At 64.7% G+C, this 13,397-nt stretch carries 8 protein-coding genes; 4 read left to right on the forward strand and 4 right to left on the reverse strand.

The features are described from left to right. Positions 1-2: 2 nt before the first annotated feature. From FHY19_RS10745 to FHY19_RS10755, 3 genes are all read right to left on the reverse strand, one after another. Positions 3-1,460 carry an FAD-dependent oxidoreductase gene (locus tag FHY19_RS10745; RefSeq protein WP_259166040.1) on the reverse strand — a complete coding sequence of 486 codons (1,458 nt, stop codon included), beginning with the start codon at positions 1,458-1,460 and terminating at the stop codon, positions 3-5. An 85-nt stretch (positions 1,461-1,545) separates the two neighbouring features. Next, positions 1,546-2,718 (reverse strand): tryptophan 2,3-dioxygenase family protein, encoded by a 1,173-nt coding sequence (locus FHY19_RS10750; RefSeq protein WP_259166043.1) that lies wholly within the window; start codon positions 2,716-2,718, stop codon positions 1,546-1,548. After that, positions 2,711-3,241, reverse strand: a complete 531-nt coding sequence (locus FHY19_RS10755; protein ID WP_259153321.1) for a VOC family protein — start codon at positions 3,239-3,241, stop codon at positions 2,711-2,713. The genes FHY19_RS10750 and FHY19_RS10755 overlap by 8 nt, the downstream gene beginning before the upstream one ends. Positions 3,242-4,172: 931 nt before the next feature. Here FHY19_RS10755 and mutS point away from each other — a divergent pair. The 3 genes from mutS (at position 4,173) to katG (ending at position 10,327) form a co-directional block, all read left to right on the forward strand. Further along, a complete protein-coding gene (gene mutS, locus FHY19_RS10760; RefSeq protein WP_259166044.1) occupies positions 4,173-6,794 on the forward strand; it encodes a DNA mismatch repair protein MutS in 2,622 nt (873 codons plus the stop codon). 309 nt (positions 6,795-7,103) lie between these two features. Next, positions 7,104-7,718: a DUF937 domain-containing protein gene (locus FHY19_RS10765; protein ID WP_259166045.1), complete on the forward strand. Its 615-nt coding sequence runs from the start codon at positions 7,104-7,106 to the stop codon at positions 7,716-7,718. Positions 7,719-8,080: 362 nt separating this feature from the next. Continuing rightward, positions 8,081-10,327, forward strand: coding sequence for a catalase/peroxidase HPI (gene katG, locus FHY19_RS10770; RefSeq protein WP_259166046.1), 2,247 nt, complete (start codon positions 8,081-8,083; stop codon positions 10,325-10,327). A 535-nt stretch (positions 10,328-10,862) separates the two neighbouring features. Here the strand turns inward: katG and FHY19_RS10775 are convergent. Next, entirely contained in the window at positions 10,863-11,270 is a 408-nt protein-coding gene (locus tag FHY19_RS10775; RefSeq protein WP_259166047.1) for an RNA-binding S4 domain-containing protein, read from the reverse strand. Between the two features lie 439 nt (positions 11,271-11,709). Between FHY19_RS10775 and FHY19_RS10780 the strand changes: the two genes are divergently transcribed. After that, positions 11,710-13,185 (forward strand): MATE family efflux transporter, encoded by a 1,476-nt coding sequence (locus FHY19_RS10780; RefSeq protein ID WP_259166048.1) that lies wholly within the window; start codon positions 11,710-11,712, stop codon positions 13,183-13,185. The last annotated feature ends 212 nt before the right edge of the window (positions 13,186-13,397 follow it).

Genomic DNA, 13,397 nt, shown 5'->3' on the forward strand with positions numbered 1-13,397 from the left:
GATCAGGAAACAAGGGTGGACTCGGGCGCGGCGCGGTGCTGAGCGATCAGCTGCAACAGCGTCTGTCGGGAGGGTGTGGCCGGCGCAGGCGCGGGATGTGTCGCTGCCAGCGTGCGCACCCGCGTCATGACCTCGTGCTGGTTGAAGATCGCAGACGGGTCTTCAAGCATTCCGGTGCGCCGCGCCAGTGCGTGCCAGACGACTGCATCCTGGCGCGCGGCTGCGGCAATCTGCGGCAAGTCGATCGCATCCGGGTGCTGCGCCACAGGCGGTTGCTCGGCCCACACCGCGCGACGTATGCGGTCTTGCGCCACGCTATCGGCGTGCCAGGGCCGAACAAGACGCTGCGCAAGGGCATCGGCATCGATGGCAAGCCGCAGCGGGTCATCCAGTCCCTGGCGGTGGGCAAGATCGGCGACGGCATACGCGTAGCGCATCGCCAACGACATGCCGCGCGTATAGGTCGGATTGGTGGTGCACAACGCATCCCCCACCGCGACCGTCCCGGCGACGGTCGGCATACCGCTGACCACCGCCGGCCGGTAGCGGTTCTCGCACACTGGCCAGCGCAGCACGTCTGACACCGGTTCGCAGACCCCGCCTTCGAGCCAGGGCGCAATGCCGGCATGCGCGCATGCGGCTGCAGTGAACACCACGGGCTCGGCCATGCGATGCCAGGCGCTGTCGCCATGCGGCGCCATCAGCGTGATGGAGACATAGCCGTTATCGGCCGGACACACGATGCATCCACTGGAGGCGGCATAGCCGCCCACCGAAAATCCCGCCGTGAGCTGCACATTCGGCCGCTGCCGGCAGCGATACCAGCGCGTGAAATATGCCAGCCCGCAACTTTCCACCAAGGTATCGGGCGTCTGCACACCAGCCTGCCGCAGCCATTTGCCGAATGCAGAGCCGCGACCCAGTGCATCGATGGTCAGCGCCGCACGCAGCTCGCCGCGTGAGGTGCACACTCCTTGCACCAGTGGACCATCCTCGGCACCAACCAGCAGGCCATGGACGCCGACCGCATCGCGCACCGTGATGTTGGGCTCTGCCAGCACCACCGAACGAACGACGCCCTCGATCAACGGGCGGCGCGTCGACAGGCCGAATAGCTCCGCATCCCCGCAGCGCGGCACAGCGACAGAGGGTCCAAGCCTTCCACCGAACGGCATCTCGACCGCACCGGCATCCAGTAGTGCCTGCCAGACGTCCGGTGCGCGTTCGCGCAACACCTGTCGCCCCAGCGCAGCCAGCGCATGCGTGTGACGCGCGTGCGGCACGCCTTTGCGCCACCAGCGCTGCGTGGGCAGATGGGCATCGCGCGCCAGCGATGCCCCGTCGACGAACTCGTCCCGTTCAAGCACGGTCACTTGGTAGCCGTGCCTGGCAAATGCCAGTGCGCTCATCAGACCGGCGATGCTGCCGCCGACCACCAGCACCTGCGAGGTGTCACTCATGGCAGCCAGCCTGCATCCGCATCGATCCCGTATGCCGACAGGTCGTAGGCAAACGGCAACCGGCGAACGACCGCAAACCTCGACATCACCGTCCATCCTCCGGCGCAAATCCATACGCCGCCGGGTTGTCGATCGGCGGCACGCTGGAGGCGCGTAGCAACAACGAGCGTACCGTCCAGAGTTCGGCAAAAATCCGGTAGCGCAGCGCGGTCTGATCCAGGTAGTCCACACCCGCCGAGCCACCCGTACCAACGCGACGGCCGATAAAGCGTTCAACCATGCGCGCATGCCGTTGCCGCCAGATCAACATCGCCTGTTCCAGCTCGACCACGCTTTCCAGCAGTTCGCGCGGCCACGCAAGCTGCGGCAACTCACGATGACTTTCGACAAACAGCAAGGCAGTGCGTACCGCGCGGTGTGCGTCGCGAGCGGGCGCGCCCAGCTGCGCGTGCTCGTCGGCCAGCAGGAACGCCTGAGCGCTATCGTCTTCCGCCGCATACCGCGCCCGCAGCCGTTGCAACTCTTCCGCAGTGGCGGCCCGGTCGGCAGCCAAACGCCAGCGGCGCTCGCTGTCTGCACGCATCGCCTCGATATAGCGGCGCGCGAAGCGCTCTTTCGCTACCGGCGTAGTGGCGCCGTCGATCGGTAGCCGAGCCAGCCATGCGTAGAGACATTGCTTCAGCGTGGGGCCGGCCTTGGCGCGCGCGTCGACGCGCTGCGCGGCAGTCGAAGGACTGCCGTCCGGCAGCTTGAGCGCATCGCGATAGGAACCGGCGCCGATGGAAATACGCTGCGCATCCTCAAGACCCAGCAGGATCTCGATCTCGCGCAATTGCGCCGACTGAAACCCGCTGGCTGGCGTCAGCCGCTCGCGAAACTCGAGAAAGTCGCGCGCGGTCATGGTCTCCATCAATCGAAAATGCTGGTTCGCCTGCTCGAACACCGTGATTGCGCGACGCAGCGAACGTACCCCGGCAACAACCTGATGCCCCGCCACCTGGTGTGAATTGAGCAGATCGCGCGTGTAGGTCAACTCGCGCAGCACCAGCTTGAACCACAACTCATGCACCTGGTGCACACTGATGAACAAGGCTTCGTCGTTGCTGACCGCTGCTTCGTCATCGTCAAGCCCTCCCTGCAGGGCGAGCAGTTTCTCGACCTTGATGTAGTCCCAGTAGTTCGCCGTTACCGCCCGCGCGCCTTTCCGGTGCTGCGACGCCAGGGCGGGCTCTGCATCCAAGCGGCCGGCATCATCCAAGCAAATGCTCCTTTTTCAGTTGCGTCCACGCAGCAAGATTGGCGTAGGCCATCTTCTCCAGATCGTCCCAAATGGCCGTTTGCGCCACCTCCGGCTTGACGATCAGTTCCAGTCGATGCCCATTCGGGTCGCGGAAATACCACGACCTGGCCAGCTCGGCATGCCTCCCGTCCCCGGCCACGTCGTGGATCACCGGTCCTTCCACCTCGACCCCGCTGGCACGCAGGCGAGCGCACAGTGCATCCGCCCGCTTGCTGTCTCGCACTTCAAGCGCCAGATGCTGCGCCCAATCCTCCTCGACCGGCACCAGCGGAAGCGCACTGCCAAGCACCTCGAAGAAGCAGATATAGCTCCCGTCTTCCATTTCAAAGAAGACATTATTGTTCGTGGCCTTCAGGCCACTGGAAGGAACGTGGTCGATCAGTGCCGCCGCAAACTTCAAACCCAGGGTTTCCGTATAAAAATGCACTGTTTCTGCCGCATCCCGGCAGCGATAACCCACATGATGAAGTTTACTTAACATACTTCCTCCCAGATTTCAGCCACAGAAAATCGACTTTCAATTAGTGAAAGCGCTCCGATCATTATTTTTAGCAAGCGAGAACTCACAACCATGCTTGCGCACAGCGTGATAGGCCATTACAACTGCAGGACACACCCGGACCTGGAGGCCACCCCACCCGCCATGCATGCAACAAACCGACAGGGCTCAAGCGCTCTCATCCGCAACGAGACGGAACTTAGCACTTATAGCGGCAGATTTTTATTAATACCCCGACTATTTTCCGATGACATTTGCGATCGATCCCACCTCTTTCCGATGGCGCCGTAAATCGCTTCCGATGGGGAAAATCAACTTTTAGCGAGAGTTGCAGATAAGAACGCAGATCCATCGCGACATACATCACAAAGTGGTTCCCTGCAGATCATCGAAGACGATCGAAGGCCACCCACAAAAAAATTTTGATTTACTTCAGTTTCTCGAGACAGATCTCATTCCAACCATAATCAGCACGTGGTTACTTAAATGGAACCATTATCCATCCCGGCTTTCGCCGCAGCGATAGAGAGTCGTGGATTGTCACTGACACACGACACGGTGGAAGCAGATGCATGGCCAACTCGCCCGACGACCTCCGGACAACAATCGACGACGCCTTGCCGCGACACCCCGCACGATCGTCGCAAGCTGCGCTGGCCAACTGAGAGTGCACCCTCCACAAGGTCGCGACGCACTGAACCCACCGCTCCGGTCCCTTCATTTGTTGCCTCTCCCCAAGCGGCCCGCGCTGCATCCTGGATCGCGGTTCCGGCGCGCTCGGCTTAAACTTGCCTCCCCACGCCCGACCCGACCACAGCCGCCGCCGCACGCGGCGCCCGGCAGGCCAATGCCGTACGCCCTGCACGCCATCGCCTGCCCGCCCCTACCGCGCCCAGATTTCGGAAGCCGTTTCTTGCAAAGCATTGACACCAAAGACAAATCCAAGCCCAGCGGCGGAGTTCCAGAGCACACCCCGCTGATGAAGCAGTTCTTCGCGGCCAAGTCGGACTACCCCGACCTGCTGCTGTTCTTCCGCATGGGCGATTTCTACGAGCTGTTCTACGACGATGCGCGCAAGGCGGCGCGCCTGCTCGACATCACCCTGACCCAGCGCGGTAGCTCCGGCGGCGCACCGATCCCGATGGCGGGCGTGCCGGTGCATGCGTACGAAGGCTACCTGGCGCGGCTGGTGGCGCTGGGCGAGTCGGTGGCGATCTGCGAGCAGATCGGCGACCCGGCACTGGCCAAGGGCCTGGTCGAGCGCAAGGTGGTGCGCATCGTCACCCCGGGGACGGTCACCGATGAGGCGCTGCTGGACGAGCGCCGCGACACCTTGTTGATGGCGGTCTCGCGCAGCAAGCAGGGCTATGGCCTGGCCTGGGCGGATCTGGCGGGCGGGCGTTTCTTGGTCAACGAAGTCGATAGCGTGGATGCGCTGGAAGCGGAAGTCGCACGCCTGGAACCGGCCGAGCTGCTGGTGCCCGACGAGGACAACTGGCCGGAGTTCCTGCGCGGGCGCGTCGGCGTGCGGCGGCGGCCACCGTGGCTGTTCGACGCCGACAGCGGGCGTCGGCAGCTGCTGGCGTTCTTCAAGCTGCACGATCTGTCCGGCTTCGGCATCGACGACAAGCCGTGCGCCACGGCCGCCGCCGGTGCGCTGCTGGGCTATGTCGAGGAAACCCAGAAACAGCGCTTGCCGCATCTGACCTCCATCGCGATGGAAGTGGCCAGCGAGGCGATCTCGATGAACGCAGCCACGCGCCGGCATCTGGAGCTGGACACGCGCGTGGATGGCGACACCCGTAACACCTTGCTCGGTGTGCTGGACAGCACGGTTACGCCGATGGGCGGGCGATTGCTGCGACGTTGGCTGCATCGCCCGTTGCGCCTGCGCGATGTGCTGGTGCAGCGCCACCACGCAGTGGCGAGCCTGATCGACTCCGGCGGCGATGCCGACGTGCGCGAAGCCTTCCGCGCGCTTGGCGACCTGGAACGTATTCTCACGCGCGTTGCATTGCGCTCGGCGCGCCCCCGCGATTTCTCCACCCTGCGCGATGGCCTGGCGCTGTTGCCGAAGGTACGTACGATCCTGGCACCACTGGATTCGCCGCGCCTGCAGACCCTGTTCGCCGAATTGGGCGAGCACGATGCCACCGCGCATCTGTTGAGCAGTGCAGTGGCCGAGCAACCGCCACTCAAGCTCAGCGACGGTGGCGTCATCGCTACCGGCTACGACGCCGATCTGGATGAGCTGCGCCGCCTGTCCACCAATGCCGATCAATTCCTGATCGACCTGGAACAACGCGAGCGCGCCAGCAGCGGCATCGCCACGCTCAAGGTCGGCTACAACCGCGTGCATGGCTACTACATCGAGATCAGCAAGGGCCAGGCCGAGAAGGCCCCGCTGCACTACAGCCGCCGGCAGACGCTGACCAATGCCGAGCGCTACATCACCGAAGAACTCAAGAGCTTCGAGGACAAGGTGCTGTCGGCGCGCGAGCGCTCGCTATCGCGCGAAAAACTGTTGTACGAAGGCCTGCTCGATGCGCTGGGCAGCGAACTGGAAGGCCTCAAGCGCTGCGCTGGCGCCCTGAGCGAACTGGATGTATTGGCCGCCTTCGCCGAGCGCGCGCAGGCACTGGACTGGTCGCAGCCGGAACTGGACAGCGCACCGTGCCTGCGCATCGAACGCGGCCGCCACCCGGTGGTGGAAGCGGTGCGCGACCAACCGTTCGAACCCAACGATCTGGACCTGCACACAGACCGCCGCATGTTGGTCATCACCGGCCCGAACATGGGCGGTAAATCGACCTACATGCGCCAGAACGCCCTGATCGTGTTGCTGGCGCATATCGGCAGCTTCGTGCCGGCCAGCCGCGCGGTGATCGGGCCGATCGACCGCATCCTCACCCGCATCGGCGCCGGCGATGACCTTGCGCGCGGGCAATCCACCTTCATGGTGGAAATGGCCGAAACCAGCTACATCCTGCATCACGCCACCCCGCAATCGCTGGTGCTGATGGACGAGATCGGCCGCGGCACCTCGACCTACGACGGCCTTGCCCTGGCCGACGCGGTGGCGCGCCATCTGGCGCATACCAATCGCTGCTACACGCTGTTTGCCACGCATTATTTCGAGCTCACCGCACTGGCCGACCAATCGCATGCCGGCGGCGCCAGCGGCATCGCCAACGTGCATCTGGACGCGGTGGAACACGGCGAGCGCCTGGTGTTCATGCATGCGGTCAAGGATGGCCCGGCCAATCGCAGCTTCGGCCTGCAGGTCGCCGCGCTCGCCGGCTTGCCCAAAGCGGCCGTGACCCAGGCGCGTCATCGCCTGGCCGAACTGGAACAACGCGGCGGCGACAGCCATGTCGCACAGATGGCGCCGGCCGCATTGGACGCCCCGCAACAGTTCGGTCTGTTCACCGCGCCCTCGTCCGCTGCACAGGAAGCGCTGCAGGCGCTGGACCCGGACGAACTCACGCCCAAGCAGGCGCTGGAAGCACTGTATCGGTTGAAGGCGTTGCTTTGAGGGAGGGGATTGGGGAGTCGGGATTGGGGATTCGTCACGGCGCAGCTTGCTGCGCTTACGGATCTGTCACGGCAGCAGGGTTGGTTGGTCGTTTGAATGCTGGTTTGGAGGTTCGCCACGGCTTTAGCTGCATGCCCGACGCTTGCGAGACCCGATGATCCATTGCTGTTGCAGGTTTGCGTGGTTGCTCGAATGCTGCCCTGCGACAGCGCCGCATCGCGCCCTGCGCGGTGACGCGCAGCGCGCGGATTGCTCTGCTGGCGCGACGGGCGCACGCTGCCGCAACGTTTAGTCCAACCGGAGACACCGATGACCACGTCCGCCTCGTTGACCGATCAACTTGCCGCGCAGTTGCAAGGTCCGCAGTTGCAGCAACTCGCCAGCCGGCTCGGCATCGCGCCCGAGCAGGCCCAATCGGCGGTGCAGACCGCGCTGCCACTATTGATGGGCGCACTGGGCCGTAACAGCCAGCAGGCCGGTGGCACCGATGCGTTGCTGGGTGCCTTGCAGCGCGATCATGCCGGCAGCCCGGACGTCGGCAGCCTGCTCGGCTCGCTGCTGGGCGGCTCGGCCAGCGGTGCGCAAGGCAATGGCGCCGGTATCGTGGGGCATCTGTTCGGCGACAAGGCACCGCAGGCTGCCGCAGGCCTGGGCCAGGCCACCGGGCTGGAAACCGGCAAGGCCAATCAGCTGCTGCAATTGCTGGCGCCCATCGTGATGGCGTATCTGGCCAAGCGCTTCCTCGGCAGCGATGCCACCGCCAGCAGCCAACTCGGCCCTGCCCTGGCACAGGAACGCCAGCAGGTCAGCAGCAATGACGGCGTCAACGGCCTGCTAAGCAGCGTGCTGGACCAGGATGGCGACGGAAAGCTTGGACTGGGCGATGTCATGAAGCTCGGTGGCAGCCTGTTCGGCAAGCGCTGACAGCGCGGGCGCACGTCGGTCCGGTGCCGGCGGATCATCCATAGCACCTCGCTATCGATATGGTTGAATAATTCGAATTCCCCAACCGATCGATGCTGCTTATCGTGTGCGCACGCCGCCACGATGAGTCCGCCTGATGCGCATGTCCGCCAGTCACATTCTGCAGATCGCCTCATACCGACCCCTGCAGGCAGGCGCTAGCATCGGCACACGCGGCGACGCTTCTCGATGACCCCACGGCCGCATATGCGCCTTCGCCCGATGACCACCGCTGACGCATTGCCCGCCCTTTCGACTCCACCAGCACGTGTCCGCAGTTTCGGCACACAGCTCCCCAAGTGCTCACGCACACAGGTATTGCCATGACAACCGAAGCAAAGTGCCCCTTCAACCACGCCGTCGTCGGTACCGGAACCACCAACCGCGATTGGTGGCCCACGCAGTTGCGTGTGGACCTGCTCAGCCAGCATTCGAGCAAGTCCAACCCGCTGGGCCAGACTTTCAGCTATGCCGAGGCGTTCAAGCGCATCGACCTGACCGCGCTCAAGCAGGAGCTGCGTGCGCTGATGACCGACTCGCAGGACTGGTGGCCGGCCGATTTCGGCCATTACGGCCCGCTGTTCGTGCGCATGGCCTGGCATAGCGCCGGCACCTATCGCATCGGCGACGGGCGCGGCGGCGGCGGTCGCGGCCAGCAGCGCTTCGCACCGCTCAACAGCTGGCCGGACAACGTCAGCCTGGACAAGGCGCGCCGGCTGCTGTGGCCAATCAAGCAGAAGTACGGCCAGGCGATCTCCTGGGCCGACCTGATGATCCTCACCGGCAACGTCGCGCTGGAAAGCATGGGCTTTACGACCTTCGGCTTTGCCGGCGGCCGCGAAGACACCTGGGAGCCGGATCAGGACCTGTACTGGGGCCGCGAAACCAAGTGGCTGGGCGGTGACGACCGCTACGCGCGCGGCTCGCCGGGCGTGGACGAAGCGCACGGCGTGCTGGTGAAGGACGACGACAGCGAAGTGCCGCACACGCGCGACCTGGAGAACCCATTGGCCGCCGTGCAGATGGGCCTGATCTACGTCAATCCGGAAGGCCCGGACGGCAAGCCCGACCCGGTCGCCGCCGCGCGTGACATCCGCGATACCTTCGCGCGCATGGCGATGAACGACGAAGAGACCGTGGCGCTGATCGCCGGCGGCCACACCTTCGGCAAGACCCATGGCGCCGGCCCGGCCGACAACGTCGGCGCCGAGCCCGAAGCCAGCGAGCTGGAAAGCCAGGGCCTGGGCTGGCACAACCGCTACGGCAGCGGCAAGGGCGCCGACACCATCACCAGCGGCCTGGAAGTCACCTGGACCACCACCCCGGCGCAGTGGAGCAACGACTTCTTCGACCATCTGTTCAAGTTCGAGTGGGAGCTGAGCAAGAGCCCGGCCGGTGCGCACCAGTGGGTGGCCAAGAATGCCGACGCCATCATCCCCGATGCGCACGATGCATCGAAGAAGCATCGCCCGACCATGCTCACCACCGATCTGGCACTGCGTTTCGACCCCGCTTACGAGGCCATCTCGCGTCGCTTCCACGAACACCCCGACCAGTTCGCAGATGCCTTCGCCCGCGCCTGGTTCAAGCTCACCCATCGCGACATGGGCCCGCGCTCGCGTTACCTGGGTACTGAAGTACCGAGCGAAGAATTGCTGTGGCAGGACCCGGTGCCGGCTGTCGACCATGCCCTGGTCGATGCGCAGGACGCTGCCGCCCTCAAGCAGACCATTCTCGATTCGGGCCTGAGCGTGGCGCAGCTGGTCTCTACCGCGTGGGCGTCGGCGTCGACATTCCGCGGCTCGGACAAGCGTGGCGGCGCCAACGGCGCACGCATCCGCCTGGCACCGCAGAAGGACTGGCAGGCCAATCAGCCCGAACAACTGGCCAAGGTGCTCGGCACGCTGGAACGCATCCAGGCCGACTTCAACGCGGCGCAATCGGGCGGCAAGAAGATTTCGCTGGCCGACCTGATCGTGCTGGCCGGCAACGCCGCGGTGGAACATGCAGCGCACGCCGCAGGCCACAGCGTCACCGTACCGTTCGCACCCGGCCGCACCGATGCCTCGCAGGAGCAGACCGATGTCGAATCGTTCGCCGTGCTTGAACCGGTGGCCGATGGCTTCCGCAACTTCGCCAAGCGTCGCTACGCCGTGCCTGCCGAAGCATTGCTGATCGACAAGGCGCAGCTGCTGACCCTGACCGCACCCGAGCTCACCGTGCTGGTCGGCGGCCTGCGCGTGCTCGGCGCCAATGTCGGCGACTCCAGCCATGGCGTATTCACCACGCGCCCCGGCGTGCTGAGCAACGACTTCTTCGCCAACCTGCTCGACATGCGCACCGAGTGGAAAGCCACCTCCGAATCGAAGGAGGTCTACGAAGGCCGCGACCGCAGCACCGGTGCAGCCAAGTGGACCGGCACGCGCGTGGATCTGGTGTTCGGTTCCAACTCGATCCTGCGTGCGGTGGCCGAGGTCTATGCCAGTGCCGATGCACAGGAAAAGTTCGTGCACGACTTCGTCGCTGCCTGGACCAAGGTGATGCAACTGGATCGTTTCGATCTGGCGTGAGTTGCAAGGCGCGCGCCATCGTGCGTGCGCCCGCAGCGGTGTTGAACCACACGCAAGAGGCTGACTCGGCGCACTGAAGACGTCGGTAGAGCGGCTGTTCTGCTGCTTGGCTGCAAGGCCCTTGCCCGCCCACCATCGCAGGACACGCCGCAAGTACGTCCTTGTAGGCTCTTACGCGGCATCCATGCCGCGTAAGGTCCCGCGACGCTGGGCGGACAAGGCCCCGTCGAGATGGTCGGTGTGCATGGTCAAGAGCAGAGCAGAATGCGCTGGTCGGATTACTGTGCGGCTTGCACCACCTACCTGGCGCCAAACGCGGCCAACACTGCCACCACGCGACCGCCGGCCAAGTCTTGTGAGCCGTTCTCAAGCTTCTGATCGATGGTCCTGCACCTGGATGCATCGCACACCGCAACAGAAAACGGCACTTCCCACCTCAATCGGGAAGTGCCGTTCTTTCTTGAATGAACGACACGATGTAGGCACAGGCGTTTCTTTTTCCACCATCCAATTCGCAGCGGACAACCACGCAGTGCTACAACGCGTCGATATCGCCCAACGCGTTGATCAGCCGGCGTGCGCGCTTGTCCGGCTTGCCCTCGGGTGCGCGATAGCCGGTGCGTTCGGCAGCGCGCTGCAGCCGCCATTGCGCACGCGCCTCGCGTGAGGCATCGCTTTCCAGGTACAGCGTCTGCGCGACCGGTGCAGGGCCGCGTACATCGCTTAGCGCGGCGATGGTGATCTCGAAGATTTCGCCACCGCGGTCGATGCGCAATTGCTCGCCGCTACGCAGCGTGCGCGACGGCTTGGGCCGCTGCCCGGCCACATCCACCTTGCCGGTCTCCACTGCCGCCTTGGCCAGGCTGCGCGTCTTGAAAAAGCGCGCCGCCCACAACCACACATCCAGCCTGACCGTTGTGCCCTGTTCCAGCTCCGGATTCATGCGCCTTGCTGTCTCGCTCTGTCTGGTAGCCGATATTTGGGCAGCCATCTGGGAACTCAAGCTGGACCGTCAACCCCGCGATGGTGATCGATTGCCAGGTCGATGGTCGTCGCGCTCCGATCCGCCCTGCGGGCACCTTCCCACGCAGGCAGGGGAAGGGACCGGCTGTCCATGCGCAACCCCAATCCAATAAGCGCTCGCGAGCTCCAACCCTTCTCCCGCCTGCGGGAGAAGGTGGCGCACAGCGCCGGATGAGGGACACGCCCCTGGTCTACAGCGCATCCCCAACAGCAAGCGCAACATCTTTGCGAAGGCAGTCACCGCTGGTGTCAAACGTAGAGCGTGTCCCAACGAAATCTGCAGCGCAAATCGCATGGCATGCATCGGATCTCACACAGCGATGCTAGTGTGCGCAGCTTCTGCGCGACGATGCCAAGCGATGCCAAAATCCGCTGTCCTGACCGAAGGCCCGATCGGCAAGAACCTGCTGTTGTTCGCGCTGCCGATCATGGCCGGCAACGTCGCCCAGTCGCTCAACGGCTCGGTCAACGCAATCTGGATCGGCCGCTATCTTGGCGAGGAAGCCCTGACCGCTGCGGCCAACGCCAACAGCATCATGTTCTTCCTGATCGGCTCGGTGTTCGGCATCGGCATGGCCTCCACCATCCTGATCGGCCAGGCCATGGGTGCGCGCGACATCGCGCAGGCACGCAAGGTGATGGGCACCAGCGCGAGTTTCTTCGGCGGGCTGTCGGCGGTGATTGCCGTGCTCGGCTGGTATCTGGCGCCCCACTTGCTCACCGCCATGGGCACGCCGGCCGCCTCGCAGGCGCTGGCCGAAGCGTATCTGCGGGTGATCTTCCTGGCGATGCCAACGCTGTATCTGTTCGCCTTCCTGTCGGCGGCATTGCGTGGCACCGGCGATGCGCGTACGCCGTTTCGATTTCTCCTGTTGTCGGTGCTGCTGGATATCGTGTTGAACCCCTTGCTGTTGTTCGGCATCGGCCCATTTCCCGCGCTGGGCATCGCCGGTGCGGCCTGGGCCACACTGATCGCCCAGGTGGTCGCGCTGGCCGGCCTGCTGATCTATCTGCGCAAGAAAAGCAACGTGCTTTGGCTGGGGCGGCGCGACCTGCACCTGTTCCGGATCGATCCTGCCATCCTGCGCGCGCTCATCGTCAAGGGCGTGCCAATGGGCCTGCAGATGGTGATGATCTCGCTGGCGATGATTGCGATGCTGTCGCTGGTCAACGGCTTCGGCACCGACACCGCCGCCGCATTCGGCGCCGGGCTGCAGCTGTGGAATTACGTGCAGATGCCGGCAATGGCCGTTGGCGCTGCCTGTTCGTCGATGGCCGCCCAGAATGTGGGGGCCGGCCTGTGGTCGCGCGTGGATGCCGTCGCGCGCACCGGCATCGCCGCCAACTTCCTGATGACCGGCCTGCTGATTGCGCTGTTGATCGGGTTCGATCGCTGGACCCTGGCGCTGTTTCTGCCCGAAGGCAGCGCCACGCTGGAGATCGCGCGCCACCTCAACCACATCGCGATCTGGTCGTTCCTGTTGTTCGGGGTCAGCTTTGTGGTCTCGGGCGTGGTGCGCTCCACCGGCGCAGTGATCCCGCCGCTGCTGATCCTGGCGTTCTCGCTGTGGGGCGTGCGCGTGCCGCTGGCCAACGCTTTGCTGCCGCATCTGGGGGCTGATGCGGTGTGGTGGAGCTTCCCGATCAGCTCCACCTGTTCGATGCTGCTGTCGCTGGCATATTACCGCTGGGGCGGCTGGCGCAAGGCACGCATGCTGGCGACACCGACGCATCCGTCAGCCTTGGCTGCCGCTGCCGAAGTGCCCGCGCACCCCGCTTCCCCCGTCGCCGACCCGGCTCCGATCACCAACCCGGCAGAGCCTCGGCAGCGGTGAGCCCGGCCCTCGCCACGCGACGGATACCGCGGTCGATCCCGATCAAGACACGAACCACCTGCCCTTGAAAGAACGCAACAGCCTGGAATGAGCCCTTGCAAGACCGGCTCGCTGTTGAAGCGCAAAACGCCACGTCGGCCGACTTCACGATTGACAGCAGCTAGCTGCGATCAGCGATCTTTTTGCGCGCCATGGCGCCAGAGGAACCGGCC

The sequence above is a fragment of the Xanthomonas sp. 4461 genome (assembly GCF_024806475.1).
Classification (GTDB): domain Bacteria; phylum Pseudomonadota; class Gammaproteobacteria; order Xanthomonadales; family Xanthomonadaceae; genus Xanthomonas; species Xanthomonas arboricola_F.